Origin of the sequence: Mycobacterium simulans, assembly GCF_900232995.1 — a bacterium.
Classification (GTDB): Bacteria; Actinomycetota; Actinomycetes; order Mycobacteriales; family Mycobacteriaceae; genus Mycobacterium; species Mycobacterium simulans.
Map to the genome: position 1 here is coordinate 668,610 of NZ_OCVX01000007.1, position 17,322 is coordinate 685,931.

A 17,322-nucleotide genomic window follows, 5' to 3' on the forward strand; every position below is an offset into this window, starting at 1 on the left:
ACGTCGGCGCGCCGCTTGGCCAGCGGTCCGAGCAGGAAAGCCGGCGGCGACCACCAGAACCACCGGCCCAGCAGCCCTGCAATGCCGGGCACCATGAAGGTGCGCACCACAAGCGTGTCGATGATGAGCCCGGCCCCAATGGTGGAGCCGACCTGCTCGATGGCGAGCACATCGCTGGACAGCATCGCCAACATGGTGATTCCGAAGACGATTCCCGCGGTGGTGACCACACCACCGGTGCCCCCGAAGGCGCGGATCATCGCAGTGCGCAATCCCGTCCGGCCTCGCGTCTGGGAAAACGCCTCTTCGCGCATGCGCATGGTCAGCAGGAGGTTGTAGTCGGCGCCCACCGCCACCAGCGCGATGAGGGCCATAGACGGCACGGCCCAATGCAGATCTCGGCCCAGCACGTCACGCCAGATGAGAGTGCTGATACCCAACGCCGATAGGTACGATGCGACGACCGTTCCGATCACCGCCGCCGCGGCGACCGGACTTCGCAGCATCACGAGCACGATGAGGAACACCAACGCGAGCGCCACCGCGGCCAGTGACAGGAAGTCGTTGCTGACGTACCCGCGCAACTCGGCGGTCCCGGTCCCAAAACCGGTGATATCCACGGTGCTTCTCGCGAGGGTGCCTTCCTTTGTTGCCTCGTGCACAGCCGTGACGATTTGCGGCGACCTGCGGGCACCGTCGGCACCGAAAACCTTTCCGTCCCCATAAACCAAGATCCGTGTCACCTGGCCACCTGGAGCGAAGTACAGGTCGGCCGCTCGTCGGAAGCCAGGGTCATCCCAGGCTCGTTGCGGCAGGTAGTACCCACCCTCGCCGCTGCCCTGGAAGTCGCGCCGTACGTCTCGGAGGTATTCGGTGAGACCGGAGAACGTGGTGCGGGTATCTCCGACGGCCTCGGTGAGTTGTGCGGTCATCGAGCTGAGCTGCGCCACGAGGGTGCGCATTGTTCCTACCGATTGGTCGGCATTGGCAAGTGCCTTGGCAATGCCAGACGTGCTCACGCTCAATCCTGATGCGCCCTTTGTGAGTGAATCCGTCGCCGCTACAAGGGAATCCATCGGTTCGACGATCTTGAGCACCAGTGAGCAGATCGGGTCGTTCGGGCAATTGGGATTGCCGTTGGTGAAATCCCGTAGTGGGTCCAGGTTGCTGGACACCTGCACCACAGTGTCCTGGAGCTGCCGCATTCCGGATCCCATGAGGTCAGCATCGGAATTGAGATCGCCCAGGCCGTTCACGCCACTCGATAGCCCCACCTGCAGCCGCGATAGCGCCGTCGAGAACTGGGTGAGAATCGGTGCAAGCCGGTTGACCGCGGTAAGGCGCTCGTCCAGTTTGGCAATCCCGTCGTCGAGCTGGTCGCCAATTGCTCCCGCCTGGCTGCTGAACGTGGCCTGCTCGGGAACCGAACCCGCTGGGCGGGAAGCGGATTGGACCATGGTGAGCCCCGGGATCTCCATGAGCTTGCGGGTCACTCGCTCGACGGCGATGACGCCAGCGGGATTGCGCAGATCGTGATCGGCCTGGATGGACACGACCTCCGGCAGCAGCCGATTCGGCGGGAAGTGGCGGTCCATGGCTTGATAGCCCCGGTTAGCATGCGTCGAATCTGGTTGCGCGGCAAGCTCGTCGAACCCGAGCCGCAACCCGGCGAGGGGGAACGCACAGATCGCCAGCACGAGAGCCGAGGCCACGAGCGGGGGGCCTGGCCATCGCGCCACCATTGTGCCCACGCGCCGCCAGCGGCGCACAGTCCGCGGGTTCAGTCGGCGCGGTTGCGCGAGGCCGTATCGCCCCGCGAGGGCAATCAGGGCCGGCAACAAGGTAAGTGATGCCAGCATCCCGGTGAGAATTCCTATGGCACAAGGTAACCCGGCGCTGCGTAACATCCCGACTTTGGCAAATGTCAGGCACGACAGGGCTGCGGCGACGGTGAGTGCAGAGGCCACGATAACCGGCGCGACGCTGCGATTCGCGGCGCACAGCGCCCGCTCGTGGCTAGCGCCGTCGCGCCGCGCCTCGTGATAGCGCCCGATCAGAAAGATTCCATAGTCGGTGGCTCCGCCGAGCACCACGGCGCCCAGCAGCGCCACCGAGAAGATGGATACTTCGAACACGTCGCGCTCGCCAAGGATGGAGACTATCGATCGGGCCACCCCAAGGGCGAGTCCCACAGTCAGTAGTGGAATCGCGGCGGTGGTCACCGAACGGTACACCGCCAGGAGCAGCAGGGCGATGAGAACGACTGTCACGCAGGTCATCAGGAGCATTTGCCGGTCAACCGCGCTGAGTTCGTCGGCAATGGTCGCACCTGGGCCGGTGACGTACGCATGCAGCCCAGGTGGAGCGGGCTGGCTCGCGACGATTCGCCGCACCTCATCCAATGCTGCGTTCGCCCGTCCGGCCCCAAGATCCCCCGTTAGCCGCAGCATGGTGTACGCAGCCTTGCCGTCGTCGCTCAGCGCGGCCCGGGCGGTCACCGGGTCTGACCACAGGTCCGTGGCCGACTCCACATGCGCGTGATCGGCACGAAGTTTGGCCAACAGCTGGTCGTGGAAGGCGCGCTCGGGCGGGCCGAGCCGGTGGTCGCTTTCCAGCACCAGGTAGTTGAGGTTGGCCCCCGCCCCGTCACGGAATTGTGCGCCCATTCGGGCGCCCGCGATATTCACCGGCGCGTCCGGGGGGAGGAACCCTCGGGCATGGACCCGGGCCGTGCTCTCCACCGGTGGCACCAAGAGAGTGCCCAGCCCGGCGGCAACGATCCAGAGTCCGATGACGACCAACGCGTAGCGGCTGGCGAACCGTGCGACTGCGTCCCACGGACCGCGACGCTGCTGGTCAAGCGAGACCATCGTGGACCAGCCAAACTGGGCGGCGGCGCACTACTCGGAGCACCGACGGGATGAAGGCGGGCACCTGGGTGGCGTAGCTGCGGTAGGCCGCGCCAAACCGAGCGACCAGGTCACGTTCCTCTAAGAACGTGCCCAGCAGGATGTAGCCCGTCAATCCCGCCGCCCACAGCAGATGCCCGACTGTGAACGTGCTCGCGCACCAGAAGCAGAGCAAGAGGCCGGTCATCAGCGGATGGCGCACCAGGCGGTAGGGCCCGTGTACTTGCAGCCGGTCAGCGGAGGTGTCCGCAGACCCGATCACGTAGCGGCGGTAGGCCTGACTGATGCCGAGTAAGCGGAAGTGATTCAGCAGCAAGGTGGCCACGTAGACCAATACGAAGCCCAACCAGAACCCGGCGTCGAGAACCCTAGCGAAGATGCCGTCGGCCGCCCAGATCCGCTGCGGCAGTGGCTGCCAGCCTAGGCAGAGCACCCAAACAGCCAGGCAGGTCACGACGATGTAGACCGTGCGCTCAAGGGCTTGGGGCGCCCGGCGGGCAACGAAAGCCTTGACCGCGGGCCGCGCCATGCCGGAGTGCTGCAGGCCGAACAGCGCCAGTAGCAACACGTCGACCACAACCGAAGGCCCGGTCGGCAGATGGCTACCCACGTCGACCGACTTGGGCAGCCACCAGCTCCCGGCGAACAGCAGCAACAGCGGCACGGTCACCCCGGCGAAGGCGTATCCGGCGAAGGCCAGCAGGAACGGCACGAGCCGGCGACGGTCCGACAGCAGGCCCCGCACCTGGTGCGAGGTGATCAGATCCATGCGAACCACGGGAGGTAGCGGGAGCGGACGGTACCCTGCTCAATTCGCTTCTCTAGTTTGGCCTTCCACCGCTCGCCGTGGGGCGCGTCGAGGAAGCCTCCCGGCACGAACAAGCGCCAGGCCGAGGTGAGGGTCATCCAGTACGGCACGATGACGTCGGGCTCGACTTGCCGCATGAAGTCCAGCTTGTCGGGGATCTGGCTCCAGTGGATGCCGGGATAGCGGTGGTGCACGCTGTGGTAGCCCTGATTGAAGATGAAGAAATTGAGCCAGTTGCCCACCGTGTTCAACGATTTGCTCGGGTCATTGTCGAACGCTCGAGCCGGGGCGTGGGTCAGCCAGGCGAAGTACCCGGAGGTTGCCTGGGTCACCAGGAAGGGGATCCAGTAGAAGAGCGTGAACCGGACGGGGTCGGTGGTGAAAAAGGTGGTCCAGATCAGCGCGCAGATCAGCGTGAAGTCGAATATGAACTGGTAACGCCGCTTTCGCCGACTCGCCGACGGGTTGGCTGCGAAAACCGTTCGCGCGGTGTGGTTCTTGACGATGGAGCTGTACCGCATCCAGTACCAGACGGCGCGCAGCCCTCGTTCGCGCCCCTGCGTGGAGGTAATGTCTCCCGGCCCGTCATCGAATCGGTGGTGGTTGATGACGTGCACCTCGTGCATGTCGGCTGCCGTCAGCGCGGCGGGCATGCAGCACAGCAGGTCGACCACGCGGTTGGCCCGCCGCGAGACGAACAGCGGTCGATGGGTGTGCATGTGCAGGACGCCGATGGTGACCGAGAAGTTGAGCAGCGACAGCGTTGCGATCAGCGGCACCGCCAGATACCAGTTCGTGGCGGCCGGCACGAACAGGCCGAAGGCCAGCAGGCCGATCCAGCACGCGATGTGCAGCAGCGGACCGACATTCGCCGGGTGTTCGAGCTTGAGTACCCGGCGGCTGAACGGCATTTGATGGGCGGACGCGTCGAGTGTCGCGGTGCCGGGGACGGTTGAAGCGGTTGTCATGGGTAGATTCCCGGGCTAGTGGTGTCGAGGGCAGCGAGTTGGAATTGTGTGGCGAGGGCGTTCATCGATTCGGTGTCACGGGGGCGCAATCGCTCCACGGCGCCGAAGGCGAGATGATCGGCGATCATCATCCGGCGCTTGTCATGGCCGGGCAGCTTGCCGCTCAGCGGTTCTTCCGGCAGGGCCGCCACAAGGGCGAAGGTGACGTCGACGATCAGCGGCGCCATCGAGGGTGGCAGCGCGCCAGAGTCGCCCAGACCGAGTACCTCCGCAGCCGGGGCCGACCCGGGTACAGCGAGATCCGACGACGCGTCGAGCAGCCGGTGGACCGCCCCGTCGGCGGCACGCCGCACACGCTGCAGCATCGCGGACCAGTGCACGGGTGAGCGGGCGGCCAGCACGGCCGCACCCAGCCGCAGCCGGCGACGGTAGGGCGCGGGTGCCCCAACCGCGCGGCACAAGAAGGCGGTCGTTGTGATGGTCATGTAGGCCATCGCCGTCCGGGCGCCGCGGCTGGGTGTGCGCGGGCCGAGACGGGCCAGCAGGGCGAAGCTGCCCAGCGCGGGGACCAGCAGCCGCAGCATCACCGCACGCGTCAATTCCGCACGGTCGCCGGTGTCGTAGAGCGCCAGCTCGCCGTCGCGCAAGTCGTTGGCCAGTTGGGCGGCGACGCCGACGCATCCGGCCAGCTCGGTCAGATCGGCCCAATCCGCCTCCGTGAAGGCACCTTCGGCGACCAGCGAGCAGGCGTAGCGCGCCACCCGCCCGAGCACGCCCTCGCCGTAGCCGGTCCGCGGCAGCGGTGCCTCGAGGTTGCGGGCCATCACGCGGCCGAGGTCGACCAGCAGCTGGCCTACCCGTTGCTGTCCCTCGCAGGGCAGCGCCGACAGCATCGCCCGAACGTCGCGGATGCGTGCGGCCAGCACCAGGTCGACGGCTTCACTGTCGCGGACGGCGACCGCGCAGGGCGGCGGTGGAGGGGAGTCGGCGGCTCCGCTCAGATAGCTCGCCGCCGCCAGTACGGCGTCTGTGGCTCGCTGGCGGTCGATGAGGTCTTCGTAGGCGTCGAGCACCCGGCAGGCCAGCAGGGCGGCGGTGGCCTCCGCCCGTAGGTGCGCGGGTAGGAAGCCGATTGCGATGCCCAGGTTCCGGCCCGCAGGAACCAGCGCCCGTCGGGCCAGCTGATCCGGTGACCGTGCCGCCCGCATCGCGGCAAGGCCTGGTCCGCGGCGCAGCTGCCGCAGCCCGTACGCCAGGGTGCCGATCCGCCAGCCGCTCATCGAGAGACCACCCGCACCGACAGTTCGTGCAGGTGCTCACGCGCAGGCGAGGGCGGAAACACGCCCAACGTCCGGCTGGCGTTCTCGGCGGCCTCGATAGCGACGGCGCGGGCTGCCCGGGTGGCTCCACTGTGCACCAGGTCGGCCTGCAGTGCGGCGCTAGATGTCTGCCCCGAGAACCACATCTCACGAGCGCCCGGCCGCATGGCCAGCCATTCGATCACCGGCCAGGTCGGGATCCGCCGCTCGAGGTCGCCGCAGGCCTTCTTGCCCAGCACGGCGCCACCCTCGACGTCGCGCACGTCGTCCATGATCTGGAATGCCAAGGCGAGTTGGTCGGCGTACCGCATCAGGGCGCGCAGCCGATCCGGGTCTACGCCGCCCGCCGTGCCGCCGTACGAGCAGGCCAACCGAAACAGGGTGCCGGTCTTCGCGCCGGCCACGAGTCGATAGTGCCGGCGCAGGGCGGACGCGTTGATGGCCGGTGGCAGGGTCTCGACGAGCTGGCCGAAGGACAGGTCCGAGAGCCGGTCGAGGTAGCTGACGCCGGCCGCATCGCCGAGTCGCGCGAACACCGCCGGGTTGTCGGACAACACCCGAGCGAGTATCTGTAAAGCGGTGCCCGCCAGATGAAATCCGGCCCGCGCGGCGACCCGGACGCCGAACGCGGCCGGCACCGACGCCGCGTCGCGCCGTTGCAGCGACCCGTCACAGACGTCGTCGTGCATCAGCGATGCCTCATGGAACATCTCGATCGCACAAGCCAGGTCGACGGCGTCGAACAGCGGCACAGCGGCGGCCATTGGCAGCAGGCGGGTACAGGCCAGCCCCAGGCCGGCCCGGATCCGCTTGCCGGGGGCCGCGAGGACATGGCGGTAGATGGCGTCGAAAGCGCCGCCAGTGATGAGGATTTCGTGCAGCCGATCGGCTACGAGGGCCAATTGATCGGCGACGGAGTCGGCCGCCAACGTCGCCGGGTCCAACGTGGCCGCGTGGGCGTGCTGTTTGGCTGTCGTGTGCATGATGGGTTAACGCTTGGGCACCCTATGGCGCAGTCTGGGCACTGCTACCTACCTGGACGGTCAGGTGTTCCAGATCTCCACATGGCGACTTCGCCGGCGACGAAGATAAGGAACGAAAGCGTCTTCTCCTCCCCCTGATTAGAACAGCACCTGATGTGCTACGCGCCGTTAACCAGCAGCGTTGGGCAACATCGGGTATCTGTTCCATGGTGCATGCGGCCCGGAGGAGTCGCCATCCCACGATCGGTCGGAAATGTGGTCCACCGATGGGAGTAGCCCGATGTCCCCCCGTCGGGGGCCTAGCGCGTCGCGGAACAGGCTCCTCACCGGTCGGTACGTCGAATTACTTAGGGCCACAACGCGATCGGCCCGTCAATCCTCTTGTGGCCTAACCAGACGTACCGCCGCGCGGTTTGGTCAGGGTGAACTGATCGATCATCGTCACTCCGCCGAACGGCCCAGTCACCGCGTAGTACGTAGCCTTGATCGATGTGTTGCCGCCCGGCTGACCCGGGTCGACATCGAAAACCCCGAAGCCGTATGGATTATCGCGGTCGCGGAACGCCGACCACGGTGCATCCTCCACCACGCGGATCGATGGTCTGCGTCCGGTCGCGGGGTCGACATCGCCGACGCCGGTGATCACGCGGCATCGGGGCTGAGCGAACAGCAATGCGTTGGTGGGATTGGCTGTCCCGCCACCGCCGATCACGAGGTGGACCGTTCCCCGCGTGGCGTCGACAAGGTCGGTGCGGGTGTCGGCGGGCATCGGCGTTCGGGTTGCGGTATCCAGCGTTCCGCGCAATGGATGTGATCGTTCGTAGTGGTGTTCGTGGCCGCAGACCACCAGATCGACCCCGAACTGGTCGAACAGCGGCAGCCATTCCTGGCGGATCCCGAGATCGGCACCGTTGGAGTTGCCGCGTTCGCCGGTTGAGATTGCCGTTTGATGCATGCAGACGACGACCCAGTCGACCGACGGGTCGCGCCGCGCTTCAGCGAGTTCGGCTTGCAGCCAACGCTTTTGCTCGCCTGCGGAGTACCCATGCACGTAGGAATTGCCGCCGTCCTGGTAGCACACGTCATCGTTGTTCAAACTGATAACGCGGACTGAGCCGGCGGTAAACGAGTACCACAGGCCACGCAGTTCCTGCCTGGATCCCGAATCAGGTACGGCGAAGTAGGTCTGGTAGGCGCCGTAACCGATTGGCCCGTTACCCAATTCATTCTCGTGGTTGCCCGCCGCCGGCATCCATGGCCGATAACGCGCCGAGCGGGTGTTGTTGTCGAACCAGTCCGACCAGGTGCGTATCCGGTCCTGCGCGAGGTTGGCGTAGCACAGGTCCCCGTTGACCAGGTTGAACAGCGGAGCCATCCGTTCGATCGCGATCGTGGTATCGCCGGACCCGGGTGTCCCATTGCTGTCGCTGACATATTTGCCGTCGACCAACTTGCCTAGAGACGGGGTACCTTGATCGCCAAAGCTGGTAAATCGCAGTGGCTTTCGCCCTAACGGCGCGGTCCGTACGGTTCCCAGCTCCGGGTTAGTGCCGTCGTGCACAGCGGCATACACATAGTCGGTGTCCGGGGTCAGGTTGGTCAAGCGGGCGTGGTTGACGCGAATCTCTGTGTTGGACTTCGCATCCCGGTAGGTTCGGGTTTCGGCCGTGATGGTCCGACCAAAGCCCGACGTCGGCGCGCCCAGCATCACGCGCGGATTGCGGACGGCTTCGGTGGTATGCCAAGACACCACGACCTCGGTGCTGGCGTTGCGGCCGAATTGCAGATGCAGACCGCCTACCGGCGGCGCGCCACTTCGATCGGGCTGGTACCAGACCGCGGGTCCGCGTGGCTGCGACCACAACAGCGAAGCCCCGCCCACTCCGACTCCCGTGCCAACAATGGCGGACGCGGCGCCCGTCGTCAGCAACCTCCGGCGGCTGATGATCGGGTTGACGTCGCTCACCTGTCCTTCATACCGGCGCCGGTTTACCCGGCGGTAAACGGCCCCCGGCTCGGTGGGCCCTAATGGCGATGCGGCTCCAGCAATTCGGCCTGGCCAACCGCCGGAGGGTTGGCGGCCAACCAGGAGCGGGTCGCCGCATGCGAGCGCTCGATCAACGATGCGGCGTGCGAGAAGTCCACCCCGGAGATGGCCACTGGACAGAGCGGCCGGATAACGCGCAGGTCGACGGCTTGCTCAAAGCGGGCGACGTCGACCGCGAGGCGATGATTGACGGCAATGGTCATCGCGTGCAGCGCCATGTTCATTGCCGTCTTTGGTGACGCGGGTAGGTCGCACGAGTAGCCGGTCGGCAGCACCCAGACTCGGTCGGCGCCAAGCGCGACGGCATGCGACACCGGGGTGTTGTTCACGACGCCGCCGTCCATGAAGTCGCGCCCGTCGATGCTCACCGGAGGAAATACGCCGGGGATGGCCGCGCTGGCCGCGATAGCGTCGACCGCGTTTCCTGACGACAGCAGAACATCGGTGCCCGATACCACGTCGGTGGCCACGACATGCAGCGGGATCGGTGCATCCTCGAGTCGGGTGAATTCAAGGTTGTCCGCCAGCACCCGGCGCAAACCGCTGTTGGGTACCAGGTGCGTCCGGCGACCGAGCATCCCCAGCGCCCCTGCGATCGGGTGGGTGGGGAAGATGTCTTTGCGCGTCAACGAGATCCACAGGTCGGCGAGCCCGCGAATTCCGGCGGCATCGGGCCGCGACGCGATCCAGCCGCCGTTGACCGCACCAACGGACGTGCCGACGATGAGGTCCGGAGTTATCCCTTCGTCGGCCAGGGCGAGCAGCATCCCAACGTGAATCGCGCCGAGGCTGGCGCCCCCGGACAACACGAATGCTGTGGGCACAAGCGCATCGTAAGGATTGGGTGCATCGTTAGGGACTTTTGCGTCAAATTCGGCGGGTAACGAATCCGGTAGCGTTTTCGATATGACGAACGTGCGAACAATGGCAAGCGCAGTCTGGGCTTTGGTGGTTGCGGGAACCTTCGTGCTCACTCCCGCGGCTGCACATGCGGATCCGGCCGGCCACCAGGTGACCTACACGATCACCAGCACCGGCAACCTCACCGGCAACGTCCGGTACATCAACAGCGACCCGCCCAGCCAAGCGGCCTTCAACGCCAACTCGTCGCAGTACCTGAGCACCGTGCAGACGGCGTTCACTCCCGACCAGCCGTTGGTTTACACCGCCACACTGGCTAACCCGAACCAGTGGGCGTTCGTCGCCGCCAGCGGCGGGGGCAAAATGCCCGATTTTAGCTCGGGTGCGGTTGCCGGACTGCATTGCGAAATCGCCGTCGACGGCCCGGTGGGAGTGACACAAAACGCCACCACCGGCGTGACGTGCTCGACGCGGCCCTGGTAGCCGGCGCGATCGGACAGCGTCATATACCAGGTCACATACCAGTCAGTGCGCCAGTGATGCTTCGAGCCATTCGTTGGCTTCCGGATCGTCGGTGTCCAGCCGCAGGCCGACCTGGTCGAGTAGGGATTTGAGTTCCTCGCCGCTGACCCGATGCGCTTGAAACTGTTGGGTCAGCTTGCCTTCGTCGTCCTCCATTGTGAATTCGCCAGCGACAAACCCGGCCTCGTTGGTGAGGATGGTCATGGTCTGGCGCATCGTGCCTACGGTCCGGTGGTAGGTGCCCCGCGGCCATTGGGTGAACCAATGCGGTGATCTCCACTGGATGATGGCTTTTCCGGTCGGCTTGAGATGGTGTGCGACTGTGGCCAACATGTCGCGGCGCAATTCCGTACCCGGATAGTTGAGCAGACTGCTGCACAGCAGGACGGCGTCGAATTTCTCGCCTAGTCGCAACTTCTCGATGCTGGATCGGATGGTGCGGGCGTGCTGAACATGGGCGAGCATGTCGGTCGAGTCGTCCACCGCGGTAACTTGGTGGCCGAGTTCGGCCAGCGGGTCGGCGATCCGCCCGGCGCCGGCTCCGAGGTCCAACACCGTGCTGCTCGGCTCGAGCAGCGCCGCGATGATGTCGACCTCGGCCGTCCCCGGCACCCGACGATAGATCTCGATCAGGCTGCCATCTTTCGCTACCGGGCTGGCTGCCGGGCTCACCGGGTGCTCGTCCATGTTGATGGGCATCATGCCATCCACCTGCCATCAATGTGGCCTGGGAGAGAACTTCGGTGGCCGCGCGAATCACGCGGGCCGGCGAGGCCGACCCGGGTGATTCGTTCTCAATCCGCGATGTCGTCGACGATGAATGAGATCAACGAGTACGTCGTTTCGTCTGCGTTGAACAAGATCTCGTGGGACATGTCCGCCTCCTCAACTTTTGTTCCGCATCGCTCTTTTGTTCCGCGTCGTCCGCGGTAATCAATCAAATGATCGTTATGTTTCGACGTGATGGGAATCCCCCGGGCGGACGCCATTCGTGTCCTCCGATCGGGGGACACGAATGGTCCCCCCGATCGTAAGTGCCTTCAGCGGGTGCGGTGTTCGTTGTGGGTGACGACGATCACTTCAGCCGGCGCGGCCCCGAGCGCTCTTAGCTTGTGGCTCACCGATGCGTCGAAATAGGCGCTGTCACCGGTGTCGAGCGTGAGGGTCTGGTCCCCGTAGTCGAGCTCGACACTGCCGGCGTGCACGAACACGAACTCCTGGCCTGCGTGCTCGGGATGCGGATCCTCGGAGTGGTGGACCGTTGGTCGAACCACGAACGGCGACATGGATTTTCCAAGGAGTGTTGATGCCAGCGCTCGGTAGCGCTCGCTACCGGATTGCTGGGCCCGGTCGACGGTGATCTTCTCCTCGGCTGCGTCGTCGGAAAATAGTCGCCCGACATCGACGTCGAGTGCGCGCGCGACCTTGAGCGCCACCGCTATCGACGGCGTGCTTTGCCCGCGCTCGATCTTGGACAAGTAGCTCTTGGTCAGCCCTGCCTGTTCGGCGAGTTTCTCCAAGGTGAGGCCGCGTTGCCTGCGGACCGCCCGCAGCAGTGCTGTCACCGCAGCTCCTAGGACACAAAGTTTCCTATAGTGCTACTAGTGTGTCACATGGCGACCAGTTTCACCGTCTCGAAATCCGAATTGATGCGTCGGGCCCAAGAACGGCTTTCCGCCGAGGCAGCCGATTCGCAGCTCACCATCCGCCAGAAGCTAGCGCTGACTTGTCGTGCGTTGTTCGATGCCGGACACGACTCCGGCTTGGCCGGCCAAATCACCGCCCGGGCCGAGAAGGCCGGGACCTACTACACCCAGCGGCTGGGTCTCGGGTTCGACGAGATCACCGAAGACAATCTGCTGCTGGTCGACGAGGACCTCAATGTGCTCGACGGCTCGGGAATGTCCAACCCCGCCAACCGTTTTCACAGCTGGATCTATCGCGCACGCCCCGATGTGCACTGCATCGTGCACACTCACCCCTTCCACGTGGCGGCACTGTCGATGCTGGAGGTGCCGTTGATCGTGTCCCACATGGACACCACACCGCTCTACGACGACTGTGCGTTTCTTGCCGCCTGGCCCGGTGTGCCGGTCGGCAACGAGGAGGGGGAGATCATCACGGCAGCACTCGGCGACAAGAAGGCGGTCCTGCTGGCGCACCACGGCCAGGTTGTGGCCGGCGCCAGCATCGAGGAGGCGTGCTCGCTTGCGGTGCTCATCGAGCGCGCGGCAAAGCTGCAACTGGCGGCCATGGCTGCTGGCACCGTCAAAGAACTCCCGGAAGAACTTGCGCGTGAGGCCCATGACTGGACGCTGACGCCCGCGCGCAGCAGGGCGAACTTCGCCTATTACGCCCGTCGTGCCCTGGCCCGGCATCCCGACGCGCTCACCAACTAGATTCGAGGAGCCGCAGTGCCCAAAATCCACGGCGTCATCGCCTATCCGATCACCCCGTTCGTCGACAACGGCATCGACACCACGCGGCTGGCCGCACTCGTCGAGCGGCTCGTGTCTTCCGGTGTCCACGCGATTGCCCCGCTTGGCAGCACCGGCGAATTGGCGTATCTCGAGGAGCCGGAATTCGACACGGTGGTCGACACCACGATCGCGACGGTGGCGGGCCGGCTGCCGGTGATCGTCGGCGTGTCAGATGTGACTACTGCCAAGGCAATTCGGCGCGCCCAGTATGCGCAGCAGGCCGGTGCCGACGCGGTGATGATTCTGCCGGTGTCGTATTGGAAGCTCACTGAGCGCGAGATCGTCCAGCACTACCGCAGCATCGGCGAGGCGATCGACATACCGATCATGGCCTACAACAATCCGGCTACCAGCGGCGTGGACATGAGCCCCGAACTGCTGGTCACCATGTTCGAGACCATTGACGCCGTCACCATGGTCAAGGAATCCACCGGCGACTTGTCCCGCATGCAACGCATTACCGAACTCAGCGGCGGCCAGTTGCCCTTCTACAACGGCAGCAACCCATTGGTGCTCGAGGCGCTGAAGGCCGGTGCGTCTGGATGGTGCACCGCGGCACCCAATCTGAGGCCGCAGCCATGCATCGACCTCTATGAAGCGGTGCGGGCCGGCGATCTCGAGAAGGCGGGGGCCCAATACGACGATCTCAAGCCGCTGCTGCAGTTCATCGTCGCGGGCGGACTGGCCACCACGGTCAAGGCCGGGCTGGATCTGCTTGGTTTCCCGGTCGGGGATCCGCGGCCGCCCCTGCTGCCGCTGGACGAGCAAGGGCGTGCCGAGTTGCAGGGCTTATTGACCGGCGCCTAGGACGACCAACACTTCCTCGAAGCGGTTGAGCAGCGGGATCGGTTGTAGGCGTAATTCCTCCGGGGCGATAGCGAGTTTCAGGTTGGGGAAGCGGCCGATGAGGTTGGAGATCGCGATCTGGGTTTCCAGGCGCGCCAGGTGCGAGCCCAGACAGAAGTGACTACCCCTGCTGAAGGCGAGGTGGCGGTTCGGGCTGCGGGTGATGTCGAATCGGTCGGGTTCGTCGAACTCGGCAGCGTCGCGATTGGCCGAGACAAGCAGAGGTGTCACCATTCCGCCGCGCGGGATGGTGACACCGTGCAGCGTGATGTCCTCGGCGGCGAAACAGGTCGCCTCGGTGCTTCCGACGGTGCCGGTGTAGCGCAGGATTTCTTCGACGGCGCCTTCGATCAGTTCGGGGCGCCGTTGCAACAGGCTCAGTTGGTCCGGGTGGGCGAGCAGAGTGGCCACGCCGTTGGTGATCAGGTTGGGCGTGGTTTGGTAGTCGCCGGTGATGAGCAGGAACACCATGGCGACGATTTCGTTGTCGGACAGGCTCTCACCGTCCTCGTTGGCCTGGATCAACCCGGTTATGAGATCGGCGCCGGGGTCGGCTCGGCGCCGCTCGACCAGGTTGGTCAGGTAGTCGACAAAGTCGTCCATCCGCGCAGCGGCACTGTCGACGCCGCCGCTTAACATCACCTCGAAGAGCAGGTCGATGTAGGTGTAAAACCTGGGCCGGTCTGGCTCGGGTATGCCGACCACGTTGCTGATCACCGCGGTTGGGATCGGCAAGGCATAGGCCTGCTGCAGGTCAATGCCCAGTCCGGGTTCCAGCGCGTCGAGCACTGCGCGGGTGACGCCTTCGATTCGATTGCGCAGCCTGGCAATCGCCCGCGGGGTGAACGGCCGGCTGACCAGCTTGCGCAGCCGCATGTGTTCGGGATCGTCCTGGTAGACCATGGTGCCCGCGGTGAGTATGCGAATCGCGTTGGGCACCACCGAGGATTCGTCTTCGGCCACTCCGTCCAGGACTCGGCGGATCCGCGGATCGGTGACCAGATCCAGACAGTCTTGGTAGCGCGAGACGAAATAGACCTCCTGGTCGGGTGGCCGCAGCGCCAGCCGCCCCCGGTAGACCGGTGCGTTTCGACGCATCCAGTCGTAGTAGCGATGCTGATCGGCGTTGAACTCCTCAGTCCCAACCGTCATCGGGTGGTCGATGCGCAACTCGCCTACCCCAGGTCGGTTGTGGCGAAGGTGTTGCACTTGTTCGGGTCACCGGTCTGATACCCGACGGTGAACCACTTCTGTCGCTGCGCGGCCGAACCGTGCGTCCACGATTCGGGGTTGGTGCGCCCGGTCACCTGCTGCTGGATGCGATCATCGCCCACTGACGCCGCGGCCGAGAGGGCGTCTTGGATGTCCTTGTCGCTCAACGGTTCCAGGTAGGGCACTCCGGTAGTCTCCTGCTTGACCGTCGACGCGTAGTGCGCCCAGACCCCGGCATAACAGTCGGCCTGCAGTTCGGTCCGCACGCCGTTGCCGCCGGCCCCCTGCGCACCCTGCTGGGCGCGGCCGAGCACCCCCATCAGGTCCTGCACGTGGTGGCCGTACTCATGAGCCACCACATACTCTTCTGCGAATGGTCCACCGCTGGAACCGAATTGGGTGACCAGAACCTGGAAGAAGTCGGTGTCGAAGTATGCCGTTTGGTCCACCGGGCAGTAGAACGGCCCGACCTCGCTGCTGGCAGGTCCGCAGCCGGTGCTCACCTGGCCGCTGAACAGCCGCATGTGTGGCCGTGTGTAGCGGTTGGGCAATAGCTGTTTCCACACCGCATCCACGGAGTTTCCGGTGGCGACCACCCGGCACTGCACGTACTTGTTGGCGTCGGCTCCGGTCTTGCACTGGTTCAGATCGAAGCCCGGTGCCACATCACCGTGGGTGTCGACCGGCGCCTGACTCATAATGCCCCCCGGATCGACCCCGAGGAACATCGCGACCACCACCACCAAGAGCCCACCGAGGCCACCGCCTATGGCGATGCGCCGGCCGCCGCCGCCCGACGACGACGCGGTGCTGGTATCGATTTGCATACCCTCGTTGAAGGTCATCGCAACGCTCCCACTTTGACGAGAAAACCAGCCTATCGCTGCTGCGTAGTGGCGAATCGGGCGTCGGTGTAGCTGCGCAGGTTTTTCAGAAACTGGCGCAGCGCCAGGTTGATGACCGGTGCGAATACCCGCATCGCCAGCCGCGACGGGCCGGCGGGCTGCTGTGCCATGGTCCAGGTCAGCCGGCAGCCACCCGGGATGACCTCGACTCGGTAATCTTCGGCGAATGCGGTGACGGCTCGCGTGGAGCATTTGTTGAACCGGAAAGCCACGTGCGTGAACGGTTCCCACGTCAGGAACTCCTCGTCACCGACGATTCCCCCGCGCATCTCGACAGTGCGCGTGGTGCCGGCTCCGTATGGCTCGGGACTGGTCCAGGTCACCTTGGTGATCACCTTCGCCCAGCGCGGCCAGGACTCGGCGTCGGCAAGCACCTCGAACAGCTGCTCGGGGGTGATCGCAAGATCGACGCTATTGCGGAAAACAATGGGGGCGGTCTCGATGAAGCTCAGGTCGACGGGTTCGCAAGAGTGCATGACTCTAGACATTAGCCCGGTGACGATGCTCGCCGCGGAGCGGCGAGAGGAGGAGGCGGGCAATCCGATCTAGCCAGGTCCGTCGCTGGCCGCCGCCAACAGCGGGACTAACACCTCGCTGATCGGAACGGCCAGCCCGTGGGTGCGGGCCTTGCGGATGATCACGCCGTTGCGAAGATCCCATTCCAGCGAGCGCTGACTTTCCCGGTCGGACAGCATCGAGGTCGTCATATCCTCGGGAGCCGACCGGAACAGGTTGACCATTTCGTCAATTGCGTCTTCGCCGAGCTGGGCCCCCTCGGCGCGCGCGACCGTCAAGCACTCGGCGACATAGCGTCGAGACAATGCCGCGATGTCGTCGCGGCGGAACATTCCGGACCGCCGCCCGGACAACACCATGAATCCGGCCAGCGCATTGACCACGAGCTTGCGCCAGATCACGGTGGTGAAGTCGGGATCGCAGTCCACCCGGCAGCCGGCGCCGCGCAGCAGCTCGGCGATTGTCTCGGCGGCGGCCCCCGCGGGCAGAATCAGCGCGGGTTCACCACGTAAGCGCACCCAGCCTTCCGGTTGGGTCTCGGCCGCAAACCACACGCTGGCGGGAACTATTGCCGAGGACGGACAGTGCGGCCGGATCTGCTCGACCTGTTCGACACCGTTTTGCAGGACGGCCACCACGGTGTGCTCGTCGCACAGCCGGGCCAGCCAACCGCTCGCAGCTGCATTCTGGGTGGCTTTGACCGCCAGGATCAGCACTTTGACTGGATCGGAGACCGGGCCGGAAACCGCAGCGGGATCGGTGTGCACCGGGCCGGGAACCACGATCGGATCTGCGCCGTCGGGCCGCAATTCGATGCTGTCGCGGGGAGTGTGGCCGCACAGCAGTACCTGGTGTCCGGCCGCGTGCAACAGCGCGGCGACGGTCGTGCCGACGGCGCCGGGACCGACTAGTGCGATGGGAGAGATGAACCCAATCTAGACTGGGC

General features: G+C 65.3%; 15 protein-coding genes and 1 pseudogene. 3 read left to right on the forward strand and 13 right to left on the reverse strand.

Going from position 1 to position 17,322, the window contains the following annotated elements; all coding sequences use genetic code 11:
• Window positions 1–20: 20 nt before the first annotated feature.
• From MSIMFI_RS25180 to MSIMFI_RS25210, 7 genes and pseudogenes are all read right to left on the reverse strand, one after another.
• A pseudogene (locus MSIMFI_RS25180) lies at window positions 21–2,870 on the reverse strand (MMPL/RND family transporter); the annotation flags it as partial.
• On the reverse strand, window positions 2,857–3,678 hold the full coding sequence (locus MSIMFI_RS25185; RefSeq protein WP_191499631.1) for a methyltransferase family protein: 822 nt from the start codon (window positions 3,676–3,678) through the stop codon (window positions 2,857–2,859). The pseudogene MSIMFI_RS25180 and the gene MSIMFI_RS25185, both read right to left, overlap by 14 nt.
• A complete protein-coding gene (locus tag MSIMFI_RS25190) occupies window positions 3,669–4,685 on the reverse strand; it encodes a fatty acid desaturase (RefSeq protein ID WP_191499632.1) in 1,017 nt (338 codons plus the stop codon). Before MSIMFI_RS25190 ends, MSIMFI_RS25185 begins: the two co-directional genes overlap by 10 nt.
• A complete protein-coding gene (locus MSIMFI_RS25195) occupies window positions 4,682–5,965 on the reverse strand; it encodes a hypothetical protein (protein WP_191499633.1) in 1,284 nt (427 codons plus the stop codon). The genes MSIMFI_RS25190 and MSIMFI_RS25195 overlap by 4 nt, the downstream gene beginning before the upstream one ends.
• Entirely contained in the window at window positions 5,962–6,987 is a 1,026-nt protein-coding gene (locus MSIMFI_RS25200) for a polyprenyl synthetase family protein (protein ID WP_191499634.1), read from the reverse strand. The genes MSIMFI_RS25195 and MSIMFI_RS25200 overlap by 4 nt, the downstream gene beginning before the upstream one ends.
• Window positions 6,988–7,375: 388 nt before the next feature.
• Window positions 7,376–8,953: a purple acid phosphatase family protein gene (locus tag MSIMFI_RS25205; protein ID WP_191499635.1), complete on the reverse strand. Its 1,578-nt coding sequence runs from the start codon at window positions 8,951–8,953 to the stop codon at window positions 7,376–7,378.
• 59 nt (window positions 8,954–9,012) lie between these two features.
• A complete protein-coding gene (locus MSIMFI_RS25210; RefSeq protein ID WP_191499636.1) occupies window positions 9,013–9,858 on the reverse strand; it encodes a patatin-like phospholipase family protein in 846 nt (281 codons plus the stop codon).
• 82 nt (window positions 9,859–9,940) lie between these two features.
• Here MSIMFI_RS25210 and MSIMFI_RS25215 point away from each other — a divergent pair, with 82 nt between their 5' ends.
• Window positions 9,941–10,378, forward strand: coding sequence for a hypothetical protein (locus MSIMFI_RS25215; RefSeq protein ID WP_191499637.1), 438 nt, complete (start codon window positions 9,941–9,943; stop codon window positions 10,376–10,378).
• 42 nt (window positions 10,379–10,420) lie between these two features.
• Here MSIMFI_RS25215 and MSIMFI_RS25220 read toward each other — a convergent pair whose 3' ends face one another.
• The gene (locus MSIMFI_RS25220; protein ID WP_224770425.1) at window positions 10,421–11,119 is read right to left on the reverse strand and encodes a class I SAM-dependent methyltransferase; all 699 of its coding nucleotides are present in this window, start codon (window positions 11,117–11,119) and stop codon (window positions 10,421–10,423) included.
• 338 nt (window positions 11,120–11,457) lie between these two features.
• Window positions 11,458–11,982: a helix-turn-helix domain-containing protein gene (locus MSIMFI_RS25225; protein WP_191499638.1), complete on the reverse strand. Its 525-nt coding sequence runs from the start codon at window positions 11,980–11,982 to the stop codon at window positions 11,458–11,460.
• A 48-nt stretch (window positions 11,983–12,030) separates the two neighbouring features.
• On the opposite strand from MSIMFI_RS25225, the gene MSIMFI_RS25230 reads away from it, so the two are divergent.
• Entirely contained in the window at window positions 12,031–12,816 is a 786-nt protein-coding gene (locus tag MSIMFI_RS25230; RefSeq protein WP_191499639.1) for an aldolase, read from the forward strand.
• Window positions 12,817–12,831: 15 nt separating this feature from the next.
• The gene (locus tag MSIMFI_RS25235; RefSeq protein ID WP_191499640.1) at window positions 12,832–13,704 is read left to right on the forward strand and encodes a dihydrodipicolinate synthase family protein; all 873 of its coding nucleotides are present in this window, start codon (window positions 12,832–12,834) and stop codon (window positions 13,702–13,704) included.
• On the opposite strand, the gene MSIMFI_RS25240 is transcribed toward MSIMFI_RS25235, so the two are convergent.
• From MSIMFI_RS25240 to MSIMFI_RS25255, 4 genes are all read right to left on the reverse strand, one after another.
• Window positions 13,687–14,895, reverse strand: a complete 1,209-nt coding sequence (locus MSIMFI_RS25240; RefSeq protein ID WP_191499641.1) for a cytochrome P450 family protein — start codon at window positions 14,893–14,895, stop codon at window positions 13,687–13,689. The two genes, MSIMFI_RS25235 and MSIMFI_RS25240, sit on opposite strands and share 18 nt — an antisense overlap.
• A gap of 23 nt (window positions 14,896–14,918) precedes the next feature.
• Window positions 14,919–15,800, reverse strand: a complete 882-nt coding sequence (ypfJ, locus tag MSIMFI_RS25245; protein WP_191499642.1) for a KPN_02809 family neutral zinc metallopeptidase — start codon at window positions 15,798–15,800, stop codon at window positions 14,919–14,921.
• A gap of 32 nt (window positions 15,801–15,832) precedes the next feature.
• Window positions 15,833–16,336 (reverse strand): SRPBCC family protein, encoded by a 504-nt coding sequence (locus MSIMFI_RS25250; protein WP_191499643.1) that lies wholly within the window; start codon window positions 16,334–16,336, stop codon window positions 15,833–15,835.
• A 69-nt stretch (window positions 16,337–16,405) separates the two neighbouring features.
• A complete protein-coding gene (locus MSIMFI_RS25255; protein ID WP_390633596.1) occupies window positions 16,406–17,302 on the reverse strand; it encodes an oxidoreductase in 897 nt (298 codons plus the stop codon).
• Window positions 17,303–17,322 lie beyond the last annotated feature (20 nt).

Excerpts from the sequence above, each read along its gene's own strand:
- MSIMFI_RS25195 (WP_191499633.1), bottom strand. The coding sequence starts at position 5,965 with ATGAGCGGCTGGCGGATCGGCACCCTGGCGTACGGGCTGCGGCAGCTG.
- MSIMFI_RS25250 (WP_191499643.1), bottom strand. The coding sequence starts at position 16,336 with ATGCACTCTTGCGAACCCGTCGACCTGAGCTTCATCGAGACCGCCCCC.
- MSIMFI_RS25215 (WP_191499637.1), top strand. The coding sequence starts at position 9,941 with ATGACGAACGTGCGAACAATGGCAAGCGCAGTCTGGGCTTTGGTGGTT.
- MSIMFI_RS25200 (WP_191499634.1), bottom strand. The coding sequence starts at position 6,987 with ATGCACACGACAGCCAAACAGCACGCCCACGCGGCCACGTTGGACCCG.
- MSIMFI_RS25220 (WP_224770425.1), bottom strand. The coding sequence starts at position 11,119 with ATGATGCCCATCAACATGGACGAGCACCCGGTGAGCCCGGCAGCCAGC.
- MSIMFI_RS25230 (WP_191499639.1), top strand. The coding sequence starts at position 12,031 with ATGGCGACCAGTTTCACCGTCTCGAAATCCGAATTGATGCGTCGGGCC.
- MSIMFI_RS25190 (WP_191499632.1), bottom strand. The coding sequence starts at position 4,685 with ATGACAACCGCTTCAACCGTCCCCGGCACCGCGACACTCGACGCGTCC.
- MSIMFI_RS25240 (WP_191499641.1), bottom strand. The coding sequence starts at position 14,895 with ATGACGGTTGGGACTGAGGAGTTCAACGCCGATCAGCATCGCTACTAC.
- MSIMFI_RS25185 (WP_191499631.1), bottom strand. The coding sequence starts at position 3,678 with ATGGATCTGATCACCTCGCACCAGGTGCGGGGCCTGCTGTCGGACCGT.
- ypfJ (WP_191499642.1), bottom strand. The coding sequence starts at position 15,800 with ATGACCTTCAACGAGGGTATGCAAATCGATACCAGCACCGCGTCGTCG.